At 37.2% G+C, this 24803-nt stretch carries 23 protein-coding genes; 19 read left to right on the top strand and 4 right to left on the bottom strand.

Annotated elements, in window-relative coordinates; all coding sequences use genetic code 11:
- Positions 1-87 precede the first annotated feature (87 nt).
- Complete coding sequence (locus tag D9842_RS19610) at positions 88-1215, top strand: Delta(10) desaturase DesB (protein ID WP_121663983.1); 1128 nt, start codon at positions 88-90, stop codon at positions 1213-1215.
- Positions 1216-1714: 499 nt separating this feature from the next.
- Here D9842_RS19610 and D9842_RS19605 read toward each other — a convergent pair whose 3' ends face one another.
- Complete coding sequence (locus tag D9842_RS19605) at positions 1715-3253, bottom strand: FAD-dependent oxidoreductase (RefSeq protein ID WP_162987515.1); 1539 nt, start codon at positions 3251-3253, stop codon at positions 1715-1717.
- Positions 3254-3534: 281 nt separating this feature from the next.
- Here D9842_RS19605 and D9842_RS19600 point away from each other — a divergent pair, with 281 nt between their 5' ends.
- From D9842_RS19600 to D9842_RS19575, 6 genes are all read left to right on the top strand, one after another.
- A complete protein-coding gene (locus D9842_RS19600; protein ID WP_121663982.1) occupies positions 3535-3885 on the top strand; it encodes a lmo0954 family membrane protein in 351 nt (116 codons plus the stop codon).
- A 95-nt stretch (positions 3886-3980) separates the two neighbouring features.
- Positions 3981-4628 carry a PspA/IM30 family protein gene (locus D9842_RS19595; RefSeq protein WP_121663981.1) on the top strand — a complete coding sequence of 216 codons (648 nt, stop codon included), beginning with the start codon at positions 3981-3983 and terminating at the stop codon, positions 4626-4628.
- A 109-nt stretch (positions 4629-4737) separates the two neighbouring features.
- Complete coding sequence (gene liaF / locus D9842_RS19590) at positions 4738-5487, top strand: cell wall-active antibiotics response protein LiaF (protein ID WP_121663980.1); 750 nt, start codon at positions 4738-4740, stop codon at positions 5485-5487.
- Entirely contained in the window at positions 5484-6527 is a 1044-nt protein-coding gene (locus tag D9842_RS19585; protein ID WP_121663979.1) for a sensor histidine kinase, read from the top strand. The genes liaF and D9842_RS19585 overlap by 4 nt, the downstream gene beginning before the upstream one ends.
- On the top strand, positions 6520-7152 hold the full coding sequence (locus tag D9842_RS19580) for a response regulator transcription factor (protein WP_121663978.1): 633 nt from the start codon (positions 6520-6522) through the stop codon (positions 7150-7152). The genes D9842_RS19585 and D9842_RS19580 overlap by 8 nt, the downstream gene beginning before the upstream one ends.
- 30 nt (positions 7153-7182) lie before the next feature.
- Complete coding sequence (locus D9842_RS19575) at positions 7183-8013, top strand: STAS domain-containing protein (RefSeq protein ID WP_121663977.1); 831 nt, start codon at positions 7183-7185, stop codon at positions 8011-8013.
- 63 nt (positions 8014-8076) lie between these two features.
- Here the strand turns inward: D9842_RS19575 and D9842_RS19570 are convergent, their stop codons facing one another.
- The gene (locus D9842_RS19570) at positions 8077-8340 is read right to left on the bottom strand and encodes a GlsB/YeaQ/YmgE family stress response membrane protein (protein ID WP_121663976.1); all 264 of its coding nucleotides are present in this window, start codon (positions 8338-8340) and stop codon (positions 8077-8079) included.
- 509 nt (positions 8341-8849) lie between these two features.
- Positions 8850-10400 carry an ABC-F family ATP-binding cassette domain-containing protein gene (locus D9842_RS19565; RefSeq protein ID WP_121663975.1) on the bottom strand — a complete coding sequence of 517 codons (1551 nt, stop codon included), beginning with the start codon at positions 10398-10400 and terminating at the stop codon, positions 8850-8852.
- Between the two features lie 180 nt (positions 10401-10580).
- Between D9842_RS19565 and D9842_RS19560 the strand changes: the two genes are divergently transcribed.
- From D9842_RS19560 to qoxD, 8 genes are all read left to right on the top strand, one after another.
- A complete protein-coding gene (locus D9842_RS19560; RefSeq protein ID WP_121663974.1) occupies positions 10581-12758 on the top strand; it encodes a DNA topoisomerase III in 2178 nt (725 codons plus the stop codon).
- A 5-nt stretch (positions 12759-12763) separates the two neighbouring features.
- Positions 12764-13159 carry a VOC family protein gene (locus tag D9842_RS19555; protein WP_121663973.1) on the top strand — a complete coding sequence of 132 codons (396 nt, stop codon included), beginning with the start codon at positions 12764-12766 and terminating at the stop codon, positions 13157-13159.
- Between the two features lie 25 nt (positions 13160-13184).
- Positions 13185-13643, top strand: a complete 459-nt coding sequence (locus tag D9842_RS19550; protein WP_098795177.1) for an SRPBCC family protein — start codon at positions 13185-13187, stop codon at positions 13641-13643.
- Between the two features lie 331 nt (positions 13644-13974).
- Positions 13975-14949 (top strand): nuclease-related domain-containing protein, encoded by a 975-nt coding sequence (locus D9842_RS19545; protein ID WP_121663972.1) that lies wholly within the window; start codon positions 13975-13977, stop codon positions 14947-14949.
- 296 nt (positions 14950-15245) lie between these two features.
- The gene (gene qoxA / locus D9842_RS19540) at positions 15246-16169 is read left to right on the top strand and encodes a cytochrome aa3 quinol oxidase subunit II (RefSeq protein ID WP_121663971.1); all 924 of its coding nucleotides are present in this window, start codon (positions 15246-15248) and stop codon (positions 16167-16169) included.
- A gap of 58 nt (positions 16170-16227) precedes the next feature.
- A complete protein-coding gene (qoxB, locus tag D9842_RS19535) occupies positions 16228-18171 on the top strand; it encodes a cytochrome aa3 quinol oxidase subunit I (protein WP_121663970.1) in 1944 nt (647 codons plus the stop codon).
- A 2-nt stretch (positions 18172-18173) separates the two neighbouring features.
- Complete coding sequence (gene qoxC, locus D9842_RS19530; RefSeq protein WP_121663969.1) at positions 18174-18770, top strand: cytochrome aa3 quinol oxidase subunit III; 597 nt, start codon at positions 18174-18176, stop codon at positions 18768-18770.
- Positions 18771-18773: 3 nt separating this feature from the next.
- A complete protein-coding gene (gene qoxD / locus D9842_RS19525) occupies positions 18774-19058 on the top strand; it encodes a cytochrome aa3 quinol oxidase subunit IV (protein ID WP_121663968.1) in 285 nt (94 codons plus the stop codon).
- A gap of 46 nt (positions 19059-19104) precedes the next feature.
- Here the strand turns inward: qoxD and D9842_RS19520 are convergent, their stop codons facing one another.
- A complete protein-coding gene (locus D9842_RS19520; protein ID WP_121663967.1) occupies positions 19105-19386 on the bottom strand; it encodes a spore morphogenesis/germination protein YwcE in 282 nt (93 codons plus the stop codon).
- Between the two features lie 307 nt (positions 19387-19693).
- On the opposite strand from D9842_RS19520, the gene D9842_RS19515 reads away from it, so the two are divergent.
- The 4 genes from D9842_RS19515 (at position 19694) to D9842_RS19500 (ending at position 24745) form a co-directional block, all read left to right on the top strand.
- The gene (locus tag D9842_RS19515) at positions 19694-20902 is read left to right on the top strand and encodes an MFS transporter (protein ID WP_121663966.1); all 1209 of its coding nucleotides are present in this window, start codon (positions 19694-19696) and stop codon (positions 20900-20902) included.
- Positions 20903-21017: 115 nt separating this feature from the next.
- Positions 21018-21767, top strand: a complete 750-nt coding sequence (gene nfsA, locus D9842_RS19510; protein WP_121665139.1) for an oxygen-insensitive NADPH nitroreductase — start codon at positions 21018-21020, stop codon at positions 21765-21767.
- 1098 nt (positions 21768-22865) lie between these two features.
- Complete coding sequence (locus tag D9842_RS19505; RefSeq protein ID WP_121663965.1) at positions 22866-23738, top strand: ABC transporter permease subunit; 873 nt, start codon at positions 22866-22868, stop codon at positions 23736-23738.
- A complete protein-coding gene (locus tag D9842_RS19500) occupies positions 23735-24745 on the top strand; it encodes an ABC transporter permease (RefSeq protein ID WP_121663964.1) in 1011 nt (336 codons plus the stop codon). The genes D9842_RS19505 and D9842_RS19500 overlap by 4 nt, the downstream gene beginning before the upstream one ends.
- The last annotated feature ends 58 nt before the right edge of the window (positions 24746-24803 follow it).

Raw genomic sequence — 24803 nt, 5'->3', positions numbered from 1 at the left:
GATAAAATTTCCAAATTTCACTCCTAAATCATCAAAAATTGTACAAACTATTTAGTAGATATTAGTGATTTAGGAAGGAGTAGGAAAATGGATAAGCTACATTCTTTTGCATGGTATGCAGCACGTATTGCACCAAAATTACCGAAAAAGGCCTTTAAGCCTGTGCCTGGACGCCTTTGGGGAGGACTAGCATATTTATTAATTGTGATAGCTGGCTTTCTTACAATTGGCTTATTCCAATTACATCCGTTTCTCTATTTGGGAATTGCTTTTGTGCTTGGAGCAAGCTTTGCGGCAATGGGTTTTCTTGGACATGAAATTCTCCATGGAACTGTAGTAAGAAAGCCTTGGCTTCGTGACTTACTGGGGGCGATTGCCTTTTGGCCGCTAAGCACTGGACCAAAACTGTGGAGAAAGTGGCATAACCTAACACACCATGTTCATACTCAACATGAAGAACATGATCCTGATTCTTGGCCAACATTAGAGCGTTTATCGAAAACTAAATTTTTACGTTGGATTTATCGTCTGCCACATGGTGTGCGAGCCTTTGCTAGCTTTGCATCTTTAACAGTTATGTTTTCCCTTCATTCTGCAAAAATGTTCGTTGCCTACATAAAGGAATTCAAACCAAAGCAAAAGCGCTCCGTATGGATGCAGCTTATATTGCCATGGATTTTCTGGTTTTCATTACTTTTTATTATGGGGCCAGTTAAGTGGTTTTTTGCGTTTTTGTTACCGTTGCTAATTGCAAATGCCATTGTAATGGGCTATATCTCAACAAATCACCGTTTAAATCCAATAACAGAAGTAAATGATCCATTAGCAAATAGCTTAACTGTAACTGTCCCTAAATGGGTGGATGTTCTGCATTTTAACTTTTCTTACCATACAGAGCATCATCTTTTTCCCGGCATGAGCTCAAAATATTATCCATTAGTAAAAGAACATATCAAAAGCATGTGGCCTGACCGCTATCATGAAATGCCTTTTGGAAAAGCTTTAGTAGCTCTGTGGAAAACGCCACGAGTTTACTTTGAAGGCAATCAACTAATCGATCCCAAACAAGGCCATGTTTATGCAACACTAGGACATGGACTAGACATCTCAAACATTACCTATCGTAAGCTTAGTCCTAAGGATTCTGTTGTGAGGAGTATGAAGAAAAAGAAAGTGGAATTGGGTAAAGTGATGAAGGGGAATAAGCGGGTTTGACTGAGGAAGTTGTTTATGGCTGTACATGAGGGACAAATATGAACGGTTCTCCGGAGAAATGTCGTTCATAAGGTGGATGAACGACAAAAGTGAGTGGTTTTTTCGGAGGAAAGTCGTTCATAAGGTGAATGAACGACAAAAGTGAGTGGTTTTTTCGGAGGAAAGTCGTTCATAAGGTGAATGAACGACAAAAGTGAGTGGTTTTTTCGGAGGAAAGTCGTTCATAAGGTGAATGAACGACAAAAGTGATCAGTTCCCTCGAAGAAATGTCGTTCATCACTATACATGTTTAATTTTCTAACTCAAATCATTAAATCCAACTTAATGAAAGTTAGTCAATTTGCAAAATCCCGAATATGTTTGCAACCTATTCAAATTAATTTTGCATCTCTAGCCACCAAACTTGCAACTATCACCTATTTCTTGCAAGTACAAAGCATAAAGAAAAGGGCTGCCGACAGCAGCCCTTTTCTTTGTTTTCCTAATCCCTAAATCCCTACTACATATCTACCTTCTTCAACGGCTTCTTCGCCGGTCCTTCAACAACATCACCAGTAACCGAAAATCTTGATCCATGACAAGGGCAATCCCAAGTGCGGTCGCCGCTGTTCCATTCTACTTCACAGCCCATATGCGTACAGGTTGTATCAACAAGATTCACGTTTCCTTCATTATCTTTATAGCAGCCAGCTCGTTTGCCATTCACAACAACAACAGAGCCTTCATCGTTTCTGATATCTTGAATGCTTTTATCGGCAATATCAATTTTTCCTTCAATTAAATGACCTGCAACATCAAGGTTTTGCTTAAGAAACTTTTTAATACTAGGATCAGCGTAAAAACGAGACGGACTATATAGATCTTGATAAGGATTTTCTTTTTCTAAAACAAGATCCGCAAGAATCTTTGATGCGGCAATTCCGTTTGTCATTCCCCATTTTCGGTAGCCAGTTGCTACTAAGATATTTGGTTTGCTGGATGTTATTGATCCAACATAAGGAACTTTATCTAGAGTGTAAAGATCTTGGGCAGACCAGCGATATTTAATCTCTTCAATTCCGAGCACTTCCTCGCTGAATTCCTCGAGTGCTTTATAGTGCTTGTAGGTGGACATGCCTTGCCCCGTTTTATGACCATCCCCACTAACTAATATAAGTTTTTCACCATTCATCGGTGTGTAGCGCAACGATCTTGTTGGAGAATCGGCGCTGTAGTACATTCCACCAGGGAAATCCATTTTCGCGCGAACGCCAAGAATGTAAGAACGCTCTGCATGCAGGCGAGAAAAGTAAAATCCTTTTCCATCAAAAAATGGGAAGTGTGAGCAGGCGATCGCATATTTGCAGGCAACACGGCGACCTTCTCTTGTAATAATTGTTGGCTTGGGTGTTGTTTCGTCGATATCGATGGCAGTTGTTTGCTCGTAGATTTCTCCACCTGATTTCACAATTTCATCAACAAGTACGTTTAAAAATTTCAAAGGATGATATTGTCCCTGAGATTTCATGACAATAGAGCCTTTTATATCAATTGGAAAAGGAATGCTATTAACATACTCACTATGTATACCAAGTCTTTGATAGGCTTCAAGCTCTTTGTTTATTTTCTTTTCATAATGGTCACTTATTGCATAGATATAGGCATCTTCTTCAGTTAAATCACAATCAATCTTAAGTTCATTTGTTGTTTGACGTACAAATTCTAGGGCATCGATGTTGGCTTGGTAATACAGCTTAGCATTTTCTTCGCCCATGTGCTGAATTAATTCGTCATAAATAAGGCCGTGCTGAGCTGTTACTTTCGCCGTAGTATGACCGGTTGTTTCATTTAGAATTTCACTTGCTTCTAATATAGCTACCTTCAATCCTTGCTTTGATAATAGGTAAGCAGTTGTAATCCCGGTAATCCCGCCTCCAACGATTGCTACATCAACTTCTGTATCAATTTTTAAGGGGGGAAACGATTTTAATTGAGTTGATTCTCTCCAAAATGGCTCAGGTTCATAAGGCATCTTTCCTTGTGGAAATTCTTCTGTCATTCAAATACCTCCTATAGGCTAAACATCATTCTTATTAATTTTTTCCAATTATGGTGAAAACATGTATTGCTTATGAAAAATCGACAGTCTTATCGACACTAAGCCTCTAGCCGTAGATGAAAATAAAGCTGAGGCTCGTTTTGAGAACTCTAGAATGTAGGTAAGATAAAGACATAGAAACGAACACAAGTTAAACACAACATAACGAGCCAAACAACTTGTGTTGGTTGGTATAGAGAAAAGTTAACAAGCTTTTCTACTAAAAAAGGAGGAAACAAAAGATGAAAAAGTTTGGGCTTTTACTTTTAGGTGGGGTGGCTGTGGCAATACTGCTATCAAATTTAGCACCGATGATTGCTTTAGGATTAAGTCTTCTCATTCTGTACTACTCGTACAAAGGATTTATCAAGACTGAATCTAAATTTAACAAAGTCGTGTTAGCCATTGTTGGTGTGATCGCCCTATTTGCTTCAGCATCAAATCTTCCAGCAATTTTAGGATTTGTTGCTGCATATGTGATTTACGTTGTTTATAAAAATTGGAACAAATCGTCTAAAAAGACTATAAAAGAAGATTCAGATCCATTTACAAACTTTGAAAAAGAATGGAACGATTTAAAAGGTAACTATTGATAAACGTTTATCCCACCTTGACTGAGGAGTGCTAGAGTAAACTCCTCACAAGGTTTAATAAAAAATGGAAAACACATTAAAAGGAGAGATTTATAATGGCAAATATTTTTACAAGATTAGCGGATACAATTTCAGCAGATTTACACGAGGCCTTAGATCAAAAGGAACAAAAAAATCCAATTTCAGTTTTAAACCACTACTTAAGACAATGTGAGCAAGAAACAGAAAAAGTTCGTAAGTTAGTAGAACGTCAGTATTTGTTAAAAGAAGAGTTTAACCGTGAGTACAATGAAGCAACACATCTAGCAGAAAAGCGTAAGCACCAAGCTGAAATTGCATCAAAGGCGGGAGAAGCTGAGCTTTATGAATTTGCTTTAAAGGAGTATGCTCATTATGAAGAAAGAAGAGAGCGTTTAGATGCATCTCGTAAGCAAACCGCACAGCAGCTTGAAGAGCTTGAGCAAAAGTATGAAGAAATGAAACATAAATTAAAAGATATGCAGATCAAACGTATGGAGTTAATGGGAAGAGAAAATGTTGCCCGTGCTCACCACCGTATAAGCAAAGTATCTGATTCTGGTAGTTTTTCAACAAAAGCATTCACAAGATTTGAAGAAATGGAGAGCTATCTAGATCGTCTCGAGCAGCAAGTAACAAAGGCTTATCACCGCAACACAATTGATGCTCGTATTGCACAGTTAGAAAAACAATTAAAAACTGAACAAACAAATACAATCTCGTAAACCTTCATGGTATTCTAAAAAGGCGTAGGTCAAACTTGCGCCTTCTTTCATATGAAACACGGCTGAAAGTAAAAGTTTGTTACTATATTAATAGGGGGGAGGAAACCGCGTGTTAAGAAATATGAATTCTGATTATGTAAATTGGATTATTCTAATAGGAATTCTCCTCCTTCTTTTAGAAATATTATTTTTTAATGGTGGTTTAATCGTTACATTTTTGTTATCGATTGGATGCATTTTTTTAGGTCGTAGATGGCGACCGCGATTTATAGGCAAGAGCCTCTATTGGATTGGATGGATTTGGCTTGTTGTTACCGTTCTGAACATGATGACATTTCGTTATTTTATCTGTGTGCTGCTCATTTATGCTGTTGTTCAATTTTTCCAAGCACAGAAGGAGCCTAACCGAATAAAACCAAGTGTGAAGGAGCCTGCGGGCGAATCAGAAGAAAATGAACCGGCAGAAGGGGTAGTGATTGTTCAGAAAAAAATCTTTGAAAATAAGTTCTTTACCAATCAAAAATCACCGGATACTGCATATGAATGGAATGATATCAATATTCAGGTGGGTGTTGGGAACACAGTCATTGATTTAAGTGATACGGTCTTGCCAAATGAGGAAGCGGTTATTTCGATACGCAGTTTACTAGGAAATGTTCAAATTCTTGTTCCGTATGAAGTAGAGGTTCATATTAACCATTCTGTTATGATTGGTGATGTGGACGTTTTTCAAGACTTTAAGCAAAAGGTTGTGAATGAAACACTTGTATATGAAACACCGCAGTACAGACAAGGTGAACAAAAGGTAAAATTAATCACTTCAGCTATTTCAGGAAAGCTTGAGGTGAAAAGAATATGAATATCATTCAGCGGCAAGTTTTGTTAGGAGCCTTTTTTTCGCTCATTCTATTCATTCTTCTTTCCCTCATGTTTTTTATGGCCTTTCCACTTCATAATTGGAGTGAACTATGGACACAAAAAATTATGGATTTACCTTTTATTTATATTGTGCCAAGCATAAGCATATTAGCAGGTGTACTTTATGGTTTCTTTTCAGGTCTTTATTGGAAAAAACAACTAGGAACGATTGAACAAACGATCCAAGAGCTTGAAAAGGGTCGAACGATTTCTGCTGAACAGCCTTGTTTACCAGAAGTGCAAGATATTCAAAAAATGGTTGAAAAGATTCAGAAGCAAATTCAGGAACAAACAAAGCTTTCGCAAAAATTGGCTACAGAAAAAGCGGAAGACCAAGAAAAGAGAATACAAGAATTGGTTTCACAAGAAAGAAACCGATTAGCCCGTGAGCTTCATGATTCTGTTAGTCAGCAGCTATTTGCAGCATCCATGATGATGTCTGCTATTACTGAGAGTAGAGAAGAATGGGAGGATGATGAATCGAAGCAGTTAAGGCTTATTGAAGCAACCATCCATCAATCACAGCTCGAAATGAGAGCGCTCCTATTACATTTACGCCCTGCGGCATTAAAAGGTAAATCCCTTCAAGAAGGAATTCAAGAGCTTTTAGTAGAACTAATGCAAAAGGTGACAATGAACATAAAATGGAAAGTAGAGCCGATCCCATTAGACAAAGGTGTAGAGGACCATTTATTTCGTATTCTTCAAGAGTCTGTTTCCAATACACTTCGCCATGCAAAGGCAACAAGTTTGGACGTGTTGCTTATAGAACGCGATTCTTTTGTCATTATGCGTGTGACAGATGATGGCATTGGGTTTGAGCTTGAAGAAGGTAAAACAGGTTCATACGGTTTACAAAACATGCATGAACGAGCTGTTGAAATAGGTGGTTCAATGAAAATTGTCAGTTTAAAAAACAAAGGGACACGGTTAGAGGTAAAAGTTCCTGTCCTAGCAGGAGAGAGTGAGAACAATGATTAAAGTGGTATTTGTTGATGATCATGAAATGGTACGAATCGGTGTTTCATCCTATTTATCTGCCCAGCCGGACATTGAGGTAATCGGTGAAGCGGATAACGGCAAAAAAGGTGTAGAGCTATGTCTTAATCTTCGTCCAGATGTGATTTTAATGGATCTGGTTATGAAGGAGATGGACGGAATTGAGGCAACAAAGCAAATTGTCGATGCCTGGCCTGAGGCGAAAATTATCATTGTGACAAGCTTTCTCGATGATGAAAAGGTATATCCAGCTCTTGAAGCAGGGGCAACAAGCTATTTATTAAAAACATCTAAAGCAAGTGAAATCGCCAATGCAGTTCGTGCCACGTTTCATGGACAATCGATTTTAGAGCCTGAGGTTACAGGTAAAATGATGATGAAGATGAGACAACGAGAAACAACATACCTCCATGATCAACTCACTTCAAGGGAAATGGAAATTTTATTATTAATGGCACAAGGAAAAACCAATCAAGAAATTGCGGATGAATTGTTTATTGCGTTAAAAACCGCCAAAACCCATGTTAGCAACATCCTAAGTAAGCTGGATGTTCAGGATCGAACACAGGCTGTTATTTATGCCTTTAAGCATTCACTTGTCAAATAAATCAGACAACAGATTAGGGAGAGACTACAGATGCATAGAAATGAAGAACTATATCACTACCTAGTTAAGAACTCATGGCAGATGTCAGAAGACTGGTATAATCTAGTTGATGATAATGATCCAAACTCAGTCTATTCAACGGAAGATCCAGCTATTATTCAATCATTAAAAGAGCAAAATCAGGACTATTTTATCCATTTACATAGGCTTTTCATTGAAGAGGAAGGGAAATTTGTAAGTGAGTTTAGAGCATGGTCAGAGGAATTAGCACAAGATCAAAAGCATTTAGAAACACCCGTTCATTATGTTGTGAGGGAATTTTTAAGAACTCAAGATGTTTATCTTAAATATATCAAAAGCTTTTATAAAGAGAATCTTGATACAGTTTCTGTTGATCAATTATTTTCATGGTTAGATGTTGTTAAAAAAGTCATCAATCTTTCCGTTTATATTTACATTGATGCAGCCCATAAGAATACAATGAAACAAATTGCTGCACAAAAGGAAATGATCAATGAGCTTAGTTCACCAGTCATTCTTCTGCAAAATAAAACAGCGCTTCTTCCTCTTATTGGTGATATTGATACAGCTAGAGCAAAACTAATTTTAGAAAACACATTAACACAATGTGCAAATCTTGAAGTAGAACATTTATGTATTGACCTGTCCGGTGTTGCCATCATTGATACAATGGTTGCTCATGAAATTTTTCACTTAATTAAGGCGTTAAAGCTTTTAGGTGTTCGATCAACGTTATCAGGAATTCGCCCAGAAATTGCTCAAACAGCCATACAGCTCGGCCTTGATTTTGAAGAAATCAATACAACCGCCTCTTTAGCAAATGCATTAGGACAAATGTAATTATTTATTTAAAAGCCCTATTTCTTTTGAAATAGGGCTTTTAAACTTACTTACTGCCATTTATTATGAAGCTGTTCGTCCGCTTCGCATTTTTCTCATTACAAAGCTTACAACAAACACAAGGATAATCGAACCAATTAAAGCTGGGATAATATAGAATCCACCCATTTCTGGGCCCCATTGACCAAATAGAAGAGAGCCTAACCAAGCTCCAATAAATCCTGCAATAATGTTGCCAATTACACCTCCTGGCATATCACGTCCTGCAATTAAGCCTGCTAACCAGCCAATAATTCCGCCTACAATTAAAGCCCAAATAAAACCCATTATTCTCTCCTCCTTTAATTTGGTATCCCCCGTCTTGGAAGTTATATTCCCCCTTGTCCAATTAAATAAACACATTAATTTTTTCCATTATAAATATCTAAGTAGTTTGGTTTTGAGTACAGTGGAGATATAGGAGTTTATAGGCGGAGAAATTCCGGTTAAGGTATATAATATGTGCTTAAAAAGCCGATATAAGCGGATATATTCCGGTTAACTTGTCTATATATAACTAAATCTAAAGAATAAGTTCATATAAGCGGAAAAATTCCCCTAATATTATGGGGAATGTTAGTATTTTCTAATTTAAACGGAGTTTTCCCGTTTATCTTTCTATCCTATGAGTGCAAAACAATGTAAAAAATGCTTGGAGACACAATTAATGTTCCAAGCATTTTTTCTAATCAAGTATTCTATTAGTATAAGGTGTAAATGACTGTTCGAATAGTACGGTGATTTCTAATTTTGTACTTCTAAAACCGAACACGTTAAGAAATACCCAATCACTTTCCTTAGCTCTGCTCTGCCCACTCTTCAATGTCCCAAGTCTTGGTTACCCAATCTTCATAAAAATCAGGTTCGTGACAAACAAGAACAACAGTCCCTTTATATGCTTTAATCGCACGCTTTAACTCTTCCTTCGCAACAACATCAAGATGATTTGTAGGCTCGTCAAAAAGTAACCAGTTGCTTTCGTTCATCTGTAATTTACATAAACGAACCTTTGCTTGCTCTCCACCACTAAGCTGGGTTAATGGACGTGAAATATGTTCATTTTTCAAGCCGGCGCGAGCAAGTAAAGCTCTAACTTGGTGTTGATCAAGATGTGGGAAGGCGTTCCACACATCATCAATCGGTGTGATGTTATCTGCTTTCACTTCCTGCTCAAAATAAGAAGGAAATAAGAAGTCACCGCGGTTAACCGAACCACCCAGTGGCTCAATTTTACCTAAAATCGTTTTTAATAATGTCGATTTACCAATACCGTTACAACCAACAATCGCAATTTTTTCGCCACGTTCGATGGTCATTGATAATTTAGGTAATAGCGGCTCATTATAGCCAATTTCAAGATCCTTCGCTTCGAAAACAAAACGGCTGCTTCCTCTTGATTCTTTAAACTCAAACGTTGGTTTAACTGCAGTTTCAGGACGGTCAATACGTTCGATTCGATCAAGCTGCTTTTGACGGCTTTTTGCTCGTCCTGTTGTTGAGTAACGTGCTTTATTCTTTGCAATAAAGTCTTCTTGCTTTTTAATAAATTCCTTTTGCTTTTCATACGCTTGTAAATGCTGATTTTTATTAATCTCAGCAAGCTCCAGGAATTTTTCATATGTTGCTGTATAACGAGTCAACTTTGAGAATTCTAAATGGAAAATGACATTTGATACACCATTCATAAACTCAGTATCATGCGAGATTAAGAGAAATGCATGTGGATAATCTCTTAGATAGCTACTTAACCACTTAATATGCTCCACATCAAGATAGTTAGTTGGCTCATCTAGTAAAAGAACATCAGGCTGCTCAAGTAATAGCTTTGCTAGCAATACTTTCGTACGCTGTCCACCACTTAAAGCTGAAACATCACGATCAAGACCAATCGCATCAAGGCCTAAACCACGTGCTGTTTCTTCTACTTTCATATCCAATGTGTAAAAACCACCTGCATCAAGACGATCCTGAATTTTAGCCATTGTATCTAGCAATTCCTCAAGCTCTTCAGGTGTAGCTGTTGCCATTTTTTCTGTAACAGCATTTAATTCTTTTTCCTGTTCAAATAAAGGTAAAAACGCATCGTTCAAAATATCGCGAATCGTTTTTCCCTTTGTTAACACAGTATGCTGATCAAGGTAGCCATAACGAACTCCTGGTGTCCATTCCACACGCCCATCGTCATGAATAAGCTGCCCTGTAATTATATTCATCATCGTAGATTTCCCTACGCCATTTGCTCCAACAAGACCAACGCGCTCACCAGCTAATAAGCGTAGTGATACGTCCTTAAATAATGTACGGTCACCAAAACTGTGACTGAGATTATCAATAGCTAATAGACTCATCTTCTTTAACCTCCAAGCTTAAAACAGTATCTTGCATCATTCTACTACTGTTTGGTCTAATATGCTACTGGTAAATGGGGACAGGTTCCTCGTCCCACTTGAGTGGGACGAGGAACCTGTCCCTTTGTCCCGAATTCATCTATAATAGAAGCAGAATGTAAGTTGTGAAAGGATGTTTCTATGAGTAAAACAGTCGTTTTAGCTGAAAAGCCTTCTGTTGGAAGAGATTTAGCTAGAGTGTTAAATTGTCATAAAAAAGGTAATGGTTTTCTTGAGGGAGATCAATATATCGTAACGTGGGCATTAGGCCATCTTGTTACATTAGCTGATCCAGAAAGCTATGGTGATCAATATAAATCATGGCGCTTGGAAGATTTACCAATGCTTCCAGCTCCATTAAAGCTAGTTGTAATTAAAAAAACAGGCAAACAATTTCAATCGGTAAAAACACAATTATTACGTAAAGATGTTCGGGACATTGTCATTGCCACTGATGCTGGTCGTGAGGGAGAACTCGTTGCCCGCTGGATTTTAGAAAAAGCGCGCGTAAATAAGCCGATTAAAAGGCTTTGGATTTCATCTGTAACTGATAAAGCAATAAAAGAAGGCTTCCGTAAGCTAAAGAATGGGAAAGAGTATGAAAACTTATATGCTTCTGCAGTTGCTAGAGCAGAGGCTGATTGGATTGTTGGCTTAAACGCAACACGTGCTTTAACAACAAAATACAATGCCCAGCTATCTTCAGGCCGTGTTCAAACACCAACATTAGCAATGATTGCCGGGCGCGAGGAAGAAATTCGCAGCTTCAAGCCTAAAAAATATTATGGAATCAAGGCTGTTGCAGAAAATAGCTTAAGATTTGCTTGGCAGGACGAAAAAACAAAAGATACAAAAACGTTTAATGAAGCAGCAATTGATGGAAAGCTCGCTCAATTAAAAGGAAAAGACGCGAAGGTAGTAAACGTCAAAACAACACCGAAAAAATCATATTCACCAGCTCTTTACGACTTAACTGAGCTTCAACGTGATGCAAATAAACGCTTTGGCTACTCAGCAAAAGAGACTCTTTCAATTATGCAAAAGCTTTATGAGCAACATAAAGTGCTAACGTATCCACGAACAGATTCTCGCTATATAACTAGTGATATCGTTCCAACTTTAAAGGATCGACTAGAAGCTTGCAGAGTGAAGCCATATGCTTCTATCATCGCAAAAATTTTAAATAAACCCATCAAAGCGAATAAATCTTTTGTTGATGATCAAAAGGTATCAGACCACCATGCGATTATCCCAACAGAAGAATCAGTACCACTAAGTGCTTTATCCGATAAAGAACGCAAAATCTATGATTTAGTTATTCAACGATTTTTAGCCGTTTTACTTCCTGCTTATCAATATGAACAAACAGTTGTAACAGCGAAAATAGGTGAAGAGCTTTTTACTGCAAAAGGTAAACGTGTTGTGTCTGCAGGCTGGAAGGAAGTTTATACAGATTTTGTCGATGAAGACAGTGAAGATGACCAAACATTACCGGCTCTATCTGAAGGGGCGACACTAAAGGTTCAGTCAGTATCAAAAACTACTGGCGAAACAAAGCCACCTGCTCGATTTAATGAGGCGACACTTCTTTCGGCTATGGAAAACCCTACGAAGTATATGGCAGGAGAAAGTAAGGATCTTATTCAAACAATCGGTGAAACAGGTGGACTTGGTACTGTTGCAACGAGAGCAGATATTATCGAAAAACTGTACAGCAGCTTTTTAATAGAGAAAAAAGGCAAGGATCTTTTTATTACGTCAAAAGGAAAGCAACTGCTAAACCTTGTTCCTGAAGATCTGAAATCACCTGTGTTAACAGCTGAATGGGAACAAAAGCTGACTAAAATCTCGAAAGGAAGCTTACCGAAACAGGCCTTCTTAGATGAGATGAAGAAATACGCAAAAGAGGTTGTAGCTGAAATTAAAAACAGTAAACAAACCTTTAAGCATGATAATCTAACAGGCAGCAAATGTCCGGACTGCGGCAAGCTCATGTTAGAAGTAAACGGCAAAAAAGGCAAAATGCTTGTTTGTCAGGACCGCGAATGTGGCCACAGAAAAGGCATATCAAAAGTAACGAACGCACGCTGTCCAAACTGTCACAAAAAGCTTGAGCTACGCGGACAGGGAGAAGGACAAATGTTCACTTGCAAATGCGGCCATCGCGAAAAAATGTCCACATTCCAAGAAAGACGGAAAAAGAACCAAAACAGCAAGGTATCAAAACGCGAAGTGGCAAGCTATATGAAAAAGCAAGATGATAACTTTTCAAATAATGCATTGGCAGATGCATTAGCAAAGCTTAATTTAAAGGAGTAGCCAGAATGAGCCGTAAAATTGGACATATCACAATCCTTGTTTCAGATTATGATGAAGCAATTGATTATTATGTAAATAAGCTCGGGTTTGTTTTGCTTACTGACAACTCATTTGGAGAAGGCATGCGCTGGGTAACAGTTGCTCCTTCTCGTGAATGCGGAACGCCAATTGTATTTGTAGAAGCCGATAATGATGAGAAAAAGGCACGCGTAGGTTCACAAGCTGCTGAACATGTATTTCTGGTTATTGAAACAAATGACTGCTTGCGTGAATATCATATAATGAAAGAAAAAGGGGTGCGCTTTTTAGGTGAACCCCAAGAAATGCCATGGGGAACAGAGGTTGTGTTTGAAGATCTCTATGGAAACCGTTTTGACCTGCTGCAGGTGAAAAGTTACTAAGATTTTAAGATAAGGAAGATCGAACGTGCCAATCATAAAGACAGATATGTTTATTTATGCCCCTCGTGACATTTGCTTTGATGTTGCGCGAGATATTGATATTCATACCCAATCCACAAGTCAAACAAATGAACGTGCGATTGGTGGTGTAACAAGTGGCTTAATCGAGTTAAACGAAACGGTCACATGGGAAGCCGTCCACTTTGGAATCAAACAAAACCTAACTGTTCGGATTACGGAATTTGATTTCCCAAACCGATTCGTCGACGAAATGGAAAAAGGAGCCTTCAAACGCTTCTACCACGTCCATGAATTCATCGAAAAACCAAACGGCACACTCATGCTCGACACATTCGACTACACCTCTCCATTTGGATTCATAGGAAAAATCGCGGACCGACTGTTTTTGGAGCAGTATATGAGGGAGTTCTTGATTACTAGGAATCGGTATATAAAAAAAGTTGCTGAAGAGAGAGTGGGGTAGTGGTGGTGCCTGGTGCTGGGTGCCTGTCACTCCCCGAAGTTTGTCGGAATTTGTAATAGAAATACCAGGTAGATGGGCCGCTGTATGCGGCCTTTTTCTATTTAGGAAGAGTCCTGTTGGGGGGCGGAAATTGCTGACTTATGTCGAATGATAGATTTTTTGCCAAAGTTGATAGATTATCCTATAAAGTTGATAGATTTTTACTCGAAGTTGAAAAATTAGGTATGCAGGATGATAGATTTCACAATTTTAAATAAAAATAATAGTAAATTAGAGGATTATTTCACTATGTAGCGAAGGTATAAGCATATTTTTATAAGGAGTTGGAGCTATGATAGTAAAAAAGAGAGAAATACCTCTTATTATTCTTAAATTACAGGCATTATTAGAAAGAATAAGACCAGGCCATATCAAAGTCCCTGAAATAAAGAATGATCTTTCCAAGAGACTAGCTGGATACAAAGGTGAAAAAGCAGTAGATTATCAATTATCATTTCTGCCTGAAGATAACTTTTACATTTTAAATGATATTCGTTTAAAAGAGTCAGGCCGCTATTTCCAAATGGATTCATTATTATTGAACAGATACTACTTGATTAAATTAGAAATTAAAAATATCGCAGGCACAATTTATTTTGATTCTAACTTTCATCAGCTAATAAGGGAGTTGGGCGGAAAGGAAACGGCATTTCAAGACCCTATTGTTCAATCCCTTCAACATGAGAAGCAATTGAAGAGGTGGTTGAAGAAAAATATGTTTTCAAATATTCCAATTCACTCCCTAGTGGTAATTAGTAACTCTAACACCCTCATTCGTACTTCTCCACACGATAACAAAATGTTGAGCAACATGGTCGTAAACGCCAATTATCTCCCAACAAAACTGCAGCAAATCCATAATAAATATAAAAAAGAAATAATAAGTGAAAAAGAAATAAAAAAGATAATAAGACAGTTGAAAAAAGGTCATCAAGAACTCAATCAGCCTATACTCAAGAAATTTAATATAAGAAAAGGTGATATTCTTAACGGTGTAATTTGTCCATCTTGCTCATTCCTGTCAATGGAGAGATTATATGGAACTTGGTTGTGTCCAACATGCCAAAATAAAGATAAGAATGCACACCTTAAAGCCATTAAGGATTATAAACTTTTATATGGTTCAGAAATAACCAATCAACATATGAGAGACTTTCTATGCATTAATTCCAGTGCTTTAGCCACAAGGTTACTAAAGTCCCTTGATGTGTCATCTACTGGATCAACCAGAGACAGAATCTATAACCTGGATATTAAAAACAAATAAATTCCCATCCTCCACCACTACAAGCACACCCTCCCATGTAAGTGGAATTTTTTCCATAAAAGTGAACAATTTATGATCAATATATTACGAAAAAGTGACTAATAGTTGAACGATATATGACACATGATTTTACCAATAAACTTATTTGCGAACGTCTGATATGATGTGATTAACGATCTTGTGTGATCTTTCACACTGATCTTGTGCATGTTTTCACAAAGTGTTGTCGGGGTATCTAACTCTGATGATGTAGGTATAGAATGAAGCTTATGTGAAGGAAAGAAAGGAGTACTTATATGAAATTAAAATGGACGTTGTTCACAGTTATGGTTTCCATTGCCGCATTGTTATCAGGATGTGAGCCGTTACTGGTTTTGGATCCTAAAGGACCACAGGCAGAAAGACTAGCAAGTGACATCTTATTATCTATGGGAATTATGTTATTTATCGTTCTTGTTGTTCTTGGACTATTAGCTTATATGTTAGTGAAATATCGTGCTTCTAACATGCCTGATGATTATGAGCCACCACACATTCATGGAAATGTATGGGTTGAAACGATTTGTGTAGGTGTACCAATTATTATTGTTGCTTACCTTTCTTTTGTGTCAGTGCAAAGTAACTATATTGTTGAAGCACAGCCTGAAGGATATGAAGATAAAGAGCCTTTAGTTGTTTATGCGTCATCTTCTAACTGGAAATGGCATTTTAGTTATCCAGAAGAAAATATTGAAACGGTGAACTATTTATATGTACCAACAGATCGTCCACTTGAGTTTAAGCTTTATTCACATGGACCAATTACAAGTTTCTGGATTCCACAGCTTGGTGGACAAAAGTATGCGATGAATGATCACATTACAACACTTCATCTTGCAGCAGATCACGCTGGTGAATTTTTAGGAAGAAACTCAAACTTTAGTGGTGAAGGATTTGCTGATAATACGTTTAACGTAACAGCTATGTCTCAAACTGAATTTGATGAGTGGGTAGATGAAGTAAAAGAAACGGCTGAACCACTTACTGAAACAGAATTTGAAGAGTTATTAGAGCCGGGTCATCTTGGTCAATTAACTTATACGGGTACTCATTTAGAGTTTGCTCCACCAAATCACGGTCATCACAGTGAAGAAGGTTCAGAGTCTGAACATGAAGGACATGAAGCAGAAACAACTGAAACTGACTCACACGAAGACCATTCAGAACACAGTAATCATTAACTTTTAAAAGATATCGGATCTTTAAAATAAATTTACTTCCGAAAGGAGTCACAAACGTATGGATTTCTTTGATCGTTTTGCCGTACCTCATCCAAGCTTTGCAATCTATGCTTCGATGGTAGCCATTGGTTTAACCACGATCGCTATCATTGCTGGATTAACGTACTTTAAAAAATGGGGTTATTTATGGCGTGAATGGATAACAACAGTTGACCATAAACGTATCGGTATTATGTATTTAATTTCCGCGTTAGTTATGTTATTCCGTGGTGGTGTCGACGGAATTATGCTTCGTGCACAGCTAGCGGTTCCTGATAATACGTTACTCGATTCACAGCATTATAATGAGATTTTTACAACACACGGGGTTGTTATGATTCTATTCATGGCGATGCCATTTATCATGTTCTTCATGAACTTGGTTGTTCCACTGCAAATTGGAGCACGTGATGTTGCGTTCCCACGTCTTAATGCTTTAAGCTTCTGGTTATTCTTTATGGGAGCTATGTTATTTAATATTTCATTCGTTGTTGGTGGATCACCTGACGCAGGGTGGACTTCATATTTCCCTCTAGCAAGTGAAGAGTTTAGTAAATCTGTAGGTACGAACTATTATATGATCGCGATACAGATTGCCGGGATAGGAACCCTGATGACGGGTATTAACTTTATCACGACGATTATGAAAATGAGAGCACCTGGTATGACATTAATGAAAATGCCAATGTTCACATGGTCAGCTCTTATTGCGAACTTAATCATTGTTTTCGCATTCCCTGTGTTAACTGTAGCACTTGCAATGGGAACAATGGATCGTCTATTTGGAACACATTTCTTTACTCTTGATAACGGTGGTATGGATATGCTTTGGGCCAACCTGTTCTGGGTTTGGGGACATCCTGAAGTTTATATCTTGATTTTACCGGCATTCGGACTTTACAGTGAGATTATCTCTACATTCTCAGGACGTAACCTATATGGCTATAAATCAATGGTTTGGTCTATGGTATTAATTTCACTTTTATCTTTCTTAGTATGGGCGCATCACTTCTTCACAATGGGTCAAGGTGCCTTTACAAACAGCATTTTCTCTATTACAACGATGATCATTGCTGTGCCAACTGGTGTTAAAATCTTTAACTGGTTGCTTACGCTTAGAAAAGGTAAAATTCGTATGACAACGCCAATGCTTTATTCAATGCTTTTCATTCCACTATTCACATTAGGTGGAGTAACTGGGGTTATGCTTGCGATGTCTGCAGCTGACTATCAGTATCATAATACAATGTTCTTGGTTGCTCACTTCCACAATGTTATTATTCCAGGTGTAGTTTTTGCTATGCTTGCTGGATTAACTTACTATTGGCCAAAAATGTTTGGTTTTATGTTGAACGAAAGACTTGGGAAATGGACAGCTTGGTTGCTTTCAATCGGATTTGTTCTAGCATTTATCCCAATGTATATTACAGGTTTAGATGGCCAAGTACGTCGTAGCTTCACGTATTCAGAATCTACTGGATTTGGACCACTTAACATGGTTTCATTTGTTGGTGCTGGGATTATGGCAATTGGATTTGTGTTAATCGTTTATAACATTTACTACAGCATTCGTTATGCATCAAGAGATATTAGTGCCGATCCATGGGATGCACGTACACTAGAGTGGGCTACACACACTCCAGTTCCAGAATACAACTTCGCAATTGTTCCAGAAGTTAAATCTAGCGAACCATTCTGGGATGCGAAAAAACATGATCACAAGCTATTTAAAGGTGAAATTGAAAAAATTCATATGCCTAATAACAGTGGAATGCCATTCCTAATGAGCTGTGTGTTCTTTGTATGGGGCTTCTCACTAATCTTTAGCCTATGGATTCCAGCAATTATCACTACAATCGGAATCTTTATCTTTATGACACTACGTTCTTTCGAAGAAGATCATGGTCGTTATATTCCTGTTAAAGAAATTGAAGAAACTGAATCAGAATTGCGAGGTGCTTAATGATGAAAATTGATAACTCGCTACCACTTGAATATGCTACAGAAGAAAATCGTTTAAAGATCTTTGGATTTTGGATTTTCCTAGGTGCGGAAATCATGCTTTTCGCAACACTTTTCGCTACCTATTTCACACTATATAATCGTACAGGATCAGGTCCTGATGGAGCCGAAATCTTCGTTATTACACCTGTTATCCTTGAAACATTCTTACTTTTAACAAGTAGTTTCACAATTGGTTTAGGTATTCATGCGATGCGTCTTGGTAGACAAAAAGCAATGATAAATTTCTTTGCTATTACACTGCTTCTTGGATTAGGATTCCTAGGTATTGAGATCTATGAATTTATCCACTATGCACATGAAGGAGCGGGCATTGGGGCAAGTGCCTTTACGTCGATTTTATTAACGACTCTAGGTACTCACGGAGCCCACGTAACTGTAGGTTTATTCTGGGGATTATTTATCATCATGCAAGTGAAAAAGCGTGGGTTAACTCCAGAAACAGCTAACAAGTCATTTATTTTCAGTTTATACTGGCACTTCCTAGATGTTGTTTGGATCTTTATCTTCAGCTTCATCTATTTGAAAGGAATGATGTAAACAATGAGTGAATTATTCCCGATGAAACAAGTGATGGGTTTTGTCTTTTCACTAGTCCTTACTTTAGTAGCACTGGGTGTTTACTTCTTCGATATGTCATTTACGGTAGGAATGACAGTCCTGTTAGTAACAGCATTTATACAGGCTGGACTTCAGTTAGTGGTATTTATGCACGCAGGTGAAACTGAGGACAAAGCAGCGATCTATGCAAATGTATACTATGGAGTAATTATTGCATTAGTAACAATCTTTGGTACTTTGTTAGCAATGGTTTGGGATATGCATTAAAACGAAAAAGGTATGACTCGAATATGAGTCATACCTTTTTTGCGTATTAGTGTGTATAGCCTTCGTCTGTTCTGCTTTGTAAAAACTCAGGTAATTTAGAAGTATAAAGAACATAAAGAACTGTCAAGTGAGCAGCAAGAATATTAATGACAAAAATTGATCCAAATATTAGATGTCCTGCTCCAAAATCAGAATACATATATAGAATTAACGTAGTCCACATTAAAACAATTAGTGGGATTTGTAAAAGAGCAATTTTTCTATTTTCAAGCCATAAAAATATTGGTGTAGCAGTTCCAATTAATAAATAAGCGAAAAATACATCCATGTTTATACGCTCCTTTTAGTGGCACCGCTTTCATATATCGGTACCATCCTAATTTTGTCTAAAACTGGTCTATATTGTGTCAAAAGTTAAACCGATTTGTGAATTTTTTGTTACATTTAATATAACATATCTTTTACTGTTTGACAAAGATAAAAATGTATGAGAATAAATTAATTTTGGGATGTTAAGCAATATAGATTGACGAGCTGTTTTTATTTAGAGTATAAGTGTTAGTGGAGAGTAGAGGGGAAAGTTGGTACATTTTTATGCTGATACCACTTATGGTTAAAAATGAAAGGTGGTTTACATGGATACAACACAGAATATCTCAAGGAGAAAATTACTTGGTATTGCAGGGTTAGGCTGGATGTTTGATGCAATGGATGTTGGAATTCTTTCATTCATTATTGCAGCTTTACAAAAGGATTGGGATTTAACATCGGAGCAAATGGGTTGGATTGGCAGTGTGAATTCAATCGGTATGGCTGTAGGAGCATTAGTTTTTGGTTTAATGGCAGACAAGGTTGGAAGAAAGCAAGTGTTTATTATTACACTTCTTCTATTCTCAATCGGAAGTGGAATATCTGCATTTGTAACGTCACTAACATTATTTCTTATTTTAAGATTTTTTATTGGAGCTGGTTTAGGAGGAGAACTTCCTGTAGCTTCAACTTTAGTATCAGAAAGTGTACCGGCACATGAGCGAGGCAGGGTTGTTGTTCTGTTGGAAAGCTTCTGGGCAGGTGGTTGGTTAATTGCTGCACTTATTTCATATTTTGTTATTCCTTCTTACGGTTGGCAGGCTGCGCTATTATTAAGTGCATTGCCAGCATTTTATGCCTTATATTTAAGATTAAAACTTCCGGACTCTCCAAGGTTTCAAGCTATTACAGTCTCAAAGCAAAAGGAATCATCTTTTACAAAGATTGCAAAAGTATGGGCAAGACCATATACAAAGCAAACAACCATGCTATGGATTCTATGGTTTTGTGTTGTTTTTTCATATTATGGAATGTTCCTATGGTTACCAAGTGTAATGGTCATGAAGGGTTTCAGTTTAATTAAAAGCTTTCAATACGTTCTAATTATGACACTTGCTCAGCTGCCGGGTTATTTCTTAGCGGCGTATCTGATCGAGAAAGCAGGAAGAAAGTTTGTCCTTGTTACATTCTTAATTGGAACGGCTCTTAGTGCCTATTTCTTCGGAAATGCAGATACACTTCCATTGCTGCTAACTTCAGGTATTTTTCTTTCTTTCTTTAACCTGGGTGCATGGGGTGGGCTTTATGCTTATACACCAGAGCACTACCCAACAGAGGTTCGTGGAACAGGTGCTGGCTTAGCTGCTTCATTTGGAAGAATTGGTGGTATTTTAGGACCATTAACAGTCGGCTATTTAGTTGCTGCGGAATATTCGATTAACTCAATTTTCCTGATCTTTGCCGTTGCAATAGTTGTCGGTGCACTCGCTGTACTTGTACTAGGTGAGGAAACAAAGCAAAAGGAATTAGCATAGAAGGTGTAGGAGATTAGTCTTTGGGGGCTAATCTCTTTTTTACTGAGCATCCTAAATGCATAAAGAAACGAAACAAGGTATCCTTTCAGATAAGAAGGTTATAGGAGGGAAAAACATGAACGAAGTTATTAAAACAATCCAAAACCATCGATCCATTCGTAAATTTGAAGATAAGCTATTATCAGATGAGCAAATTAAAACAATTGTCGAAAGTGCTCAAGCAGCTTCAACATCTAGTTATGTACAGGCCTATTCAATTATTGGGATAAAGGATCCTGACAAAAAGAAAAAGTTAGCTGAACTAGCAGGTGGGCAAGATTATGTTGCAGAAAACGGACATTTCTTCGTGTTTTGTGCAGATTTATACAGACATCAGTTACTATCCGAAAAGCATGAACAAGATACAAGTCAAGTGTTAGAAAGTACAGAGAAATTCATGGTTGCGGCTATTGACGCAACTCTTGCTGCACAAAATGCTGTGCTAGCAGCGGAATCAATGGGGCTTGGTGCTGTTTATATAGGTGGACTTAGAAATAATTTAGATGAAGTTTGTAAGCTTTTAAAAACTCCACCACTAGTTTTACCTCTTTTCGGTGTTGCTGTAGGTTATCCAGCTCAAATGCCAGATCAAAAGCAGAGGTTACCACTTCAACATATCTACCATGAAGATGAGTATGAGCAAAACAAAGAAAACTACATGGAGCAGCTTCAAAAATATGATGAGGACATCTCACACTATTATGAGCAGCGAACAAATGGAAAAAGAAAGGATACATGGACAGGTCAAATGGCAGGCTTATTAGCTAGACCTTCAAGAATGTATATGAAAGAGTTTGTAGAAGGTAAGGGATTTAATAAAAGGTAACCGTTGATTAAAAAAGTCCAGCTTTATAAGCAGGACTTTTTTTGGTTAATTATTTATTTTTGTATTAGAGAAATTGAGGAAAGTGGATACGCAAACAAGAAATGCGAATGCTTTTACGTGTGAGTTGGTACATAAACATACGCAAACCCCATAAAAAGGGAATAGTGACATAAAAGTGAGTGAAAAATGTAAATTTTATACAGTCGCGAATCATTTATAAGGAAAAAAGGAAAGAAAGCATACATAAAAAAGAAATGCGAATGCTTTTACGTGGTGAGTTGGAACAAAACCATACGCAAGCCCCATAAAAAGGGAATAGTGATATAAAAGTGATCAAAAATGTAAATTTTATACAGTCGCGAATCATTTATAAGAAAAAAAGGAGAGAAAGCATACGTAAACAAGAAATGCGAATGCTTTTACGTGGTGAGTTGGAACAAAACCATACGCAAGCCCCATAAAAAGGGAATAGTGATATAAAAGTAAGTAAAAAATGTAAATTTTATACAGTCACGAATCATTTATAAGAAAAAAAGGAAAGAAAGCATACGTAAACAAGAAATGCGAATGCTTTTACGTGGTGAGTTGGAACAAAACCATACGCAAACCCCATAAAAAGGGAACAGTGACATAAAAGTGATCAAAAAATGTAAATTTTATACAGTTACGAATCATTTATAAGGAAAAAAGGAAAGAAAGCATACATAAAAAAGAAATGTGAATGCTTTTACGTGGTGAGTTGGAACAAAACCATACGCAAGCCCCATAAAAAGGGAATAGTGATATAAAAGCAAGCAAAAAATGTAAATTTTATACAGTCACGAATCTTTTATAAGAAAAAAGGAAAGAAACCATACGCAAACAAGAAATGTGAATGCTTTTACAATATGAGGTGGTAAAAATTCATACTCAAACCCCAAAAAAAGGTAGAAAAGCGCCATTTTAAAAGGTGATTTCAATTTGCATGATTAATAACTGCGATACCTAACAGAACCGAAACCAAGTCCTAATTCTATGTAACATATTTTCCTTATATAACGTCTAATAATTACCATTTATAGTATAATTATGGGAAAATAAGCTAAAAGGGGTGGAAGGGTGAAGAAGCTAGGAGCGATTAGTTTGCAGTTTATTGCTGCATGTGTGGGGATTATTATTTTTGGAGCACTGCCTTCCTTGTTTATAGCGCAGGGTACAGGGGGAAGTCATATCGGGATGTTTATAGATACACTTTCTAGTATTATCAACAGCCTTATTCATTTTAACGAGATAACCTTTGAGATAAAAGGGGTGGAGTATCAGGTTTACAAATACATATTTGAAGGTGCCTTTTATTCGTTAACGCTTATTATATGTGCGCTCTTTTTAGCCTATCTTATTGCTATTCTACTAACATTTTTAACGATGCAGTTTCCGAAATGGCTTCGAGAAAAAATAAAGCTGGCTATTCTCTTTTTTGAATCATTACCAGATATATTAGTCATCCTAGTGCTGCAGCTGTTGATCATTACATTCTATAAAAAAACGGATATCTTACTAATGAAGGTTGTCACAGTTGGAGACAGTCAAGCTTATTTGCTTCCAATCATTTGTTTGGCAATTCTTCCAACCATTCAGTTATATCGAATTACTAACCATCTTTATGAAGAGGAGTTATTAAAAGATTATGTTCTTTTAACGAGAGCAAAGGGAATTCGCCATACAATCATTTTGTGGAAGCACATCTTGCGAAATACAATTGTTTCTCTTTTCTTCCATTTGAAGCAAACAATATGGTTTATGCTTTCAACATTAGTCGTTGTTGAACTTTTATTTAATGTGTTTGGAATTACCTATTATTTAACAACGTATATGATACCAGAAGTGTTTACATTTATTCTTCTTTTTTTATTTGTCCCAATTTTTGTTTTCTATCATCTTGTGAAACTCATCATTGAAAAAACAGTAAAGGGAGGAGAAGCATTATCATGAAGCTTTTTAAAGATCCTCTCTTTTTAATTGGTTTTCTTTTTGTCGCAGGACTGTTACTAACTAGCTTTGTTTATACAGCGGCCGTTGATAACGAGGTGTATCAAATTTATCATATTTATGATGAAAATAAGGAATTAGTTGACTCTGCTCCTATTGCACCACGTAAAGAATCATGGCTCGGAACAGATAAGCTTGGTTATGACATGTTAAGTAAGGTGTTAATTGGGGCAAAGTTTACTATTCTAGCCGCTCTTCTTATTGCCTTTTTACGAATGGTGTTATCCATTCCACTTGGATTGATACTTGGAGCCTATCTTTCAAAAGGGCAAAAATATATAAATAGTGTAGTAGATGCTTTTCACTTTATTCCACTCACGATTATAGCTCTCTATTTATTAACTCCTGTTCTTAGACAGCAGCCTGAAGGCTTTGTTTATTCATTTATGGAACGAATGACAATTGAAGTAGTAGTCCTCACCATTCTAACTGTCCCGATTTTAGCTGTTTTAGTAGGAAATGAGACAAGGGAGTTATTTAAATCAGAATATGTAATAAGCTCCAAAACTTTAGGAGGATCAAAGCTTCATATTTTGATAAAGCATATTATCCCAAGCCTGAAGGATCGATTTTTTATCCTGTTTGGACAGCAGCTAGTTCAAACATTAATCGTCATGGCTCATTTAGGAATCTTTAATCTTTACTTTGGTGGGACCATTCTATCGAACGACCAGCTAGCAAGTGACCCTCCTCAGTCATTTACAAATGAATGGTCTGGTTTAATCGGAGGATCGAAACAATTTATTCAATGGGCACCGTGGATTCCGCTAACACCGATTATGTGCTTTGCTTTAACGATCTTAACTGTCACATTTATGGTTGAAGGGTTCTCTAGAGTAACTACTGGTCGACCAGTTTATTTTAAAAGGAAGAAAACAAGACCATTTGTTAGACAAAAACAACAACCTATAAAAAAAGAGCAGCTTGAACTGTTGGATAAATCCATGTAATCGCCTGAATTGGAGGGAGACTTATTAGGAAGCTTCTTAAAAACCCATTATTTTTAAC

This window comes from Metabacillus litoralis, from assembly GCF_003667825.1.
GTDB classification, from domain to species: domain Bacteria; phylum Bacillota; class Bacilli; order Bacillales; family Bacillaceae; genus Metabacillus; species Metabacillus litoralis_B.
Note: the sequence above shows the minus strand (reverse complement) of the source record. Positions and strands in the feature narration are given on the sequence as shown.

What these genes read in the sequence shown, in the direction of transcription:
- D9842_RS19610 (WP_121663983.1), top strand. Translation starts at nt 88, where the DNA reads ATGGATAAGCTACATTCTTTTGCATGGTATGCAGCACGTATTGCACCA.
- D9842_RS19605 (WP_162987515.1), bottom strand. Translation starts at nt 3,253, where the DNA reads ATGACAGAAGAATTTCCACAAGGAAAGATGCCTTATGAACCTGAGCCA.
- D9842_RS19600 (WP_121663982.1), top strand. Translation starts at nt 3,535, where the DNA reads ATGAAAAAGTTTGGGCTTTTACTTTTAGGTGGGGTGGCTGTGGCAATA.
- D9842_RS19595 (WP_121663981.1), top strand. Translation starts at nt 3,981, where the DNA reads ATGGCAAATATTTTTACAAGATTAGCGGATACAATTTCAGCAGATTTA.
- D9842_RS19585 (WP_121663979.1), top strand. Translation starts at nt 5,484, where the DNA reads ATGAATATCATTCAGCGGCAAGTTTTGTTAGGAGCCTTTTTTTCGCTC.
- D9842_RS19580 (WP_121663978.1), top strand. Translation starts at nt 6,520, where the DNA reads ATGATTAAAGTGGTATTTGTTGATGATCATGAAATGGTACGAATCGGT.
- D9842_RS19575 (WP_121663977.1), top strand. Translation starts at nt 7,183, where the DNA reads ATGCATAGAAATGAAGAACTATATCACTACCTAGTTAAGAACTCATGG.
- D9842_RS19570 (WP_121663976.1), bottom strand. Translation starts at nt 8,340, where the DNA reads ATGGGTTTTATTTGGGCTTTAATTGTAGGCGGAATTATTGGCTGGTTA.
- D9842_RS19565 (WP_121663975.1), bottom strand. Translation starts at nt 10,400, where the DNA reads ATGAGTCTATTAGCTATTGATAATCTCAGTCACAGTTTTGGTGACCGT.
- D9842_RS19560 (WP_121663974.1), top strand. Translation starts at nt 10,581, where the DNA reads ATGAGTAAAACAGTCGTTTTAGCTGAAAAGCCTTCTGTTGGAAGAGAT.
- D9842_RS19555 (WP_121663973.1), top strand. Translation starts at nt 12,764, where the DNA reads ATGAGCCGTAAAATTGGACATATCACAATCCTTGTTTCAGATTATGAT.
- D9842_RS19545 (WP_121663972.1), top strand. Translation starts at nt 13,975, where the DNA reads ATGATAGTAAAAAAGAGAGAAATACCTCTTATTATTCTTAAATTACAG.
- qoxA (WP_121663971.1), top strand. Translation starts at nt 15,246, where the DNA reads ATGAAATTAAAATGGACGTTGTTCACAGTTATGGTTTCCATTGCCGCA.
- qoxB (WP_121663970.1), top strand. Translation starts at nt 16,228, where the DNA reads ATGGATTTCTTTGATCGTTTTGCCGTACCTCATCCAAGCTTTGCAATC.
- qoxC (WP_121663969.1), top strand. Translation starts at nt 18,174, where the DNA reads ATGAAAATTGATAACTCGCTACCACTTGAATATGCTACAGAAGAAAAT.
- qoxD (WP_121663968.1), top strand. Translation starts at nt 18,774, where the DNA reads ATGAGTGAATTATTCCCGATGAAACAAGTGATGGGTTTTGTCTTTTCA.
- D9842_RS19520 (WP_121663967.1), bottom strand. Translation starts at nt 19,386, where the DNA reads ATGGATGTATTTTTCGCTTATTTATTAATTGGAACTGCTACACCAATA.
- D9842_RS19515 (WP_121663966.1), top strand. Translation starts at nt 19,694, where the DNA reads ATGGATACAACACAGAATATCTCAAGGAGAAAATTACTTGGTATTGCA.
- nfsA (WP_121665139.1), top strand. Translation starts at nt 21,018, where the DNA reads ATGAACGAAGTTATTAAAACAATCCAAAACCATCGATCCATTCGTAAA.
- D9842_RS19500 (WP_121663964.1), top strand. Translation starts at nt 23,735, where the DNA reads ATGAAGCTTTTTAAAGATCCTCTCTTTTTAATTGGTTTTCTTTTTGTC.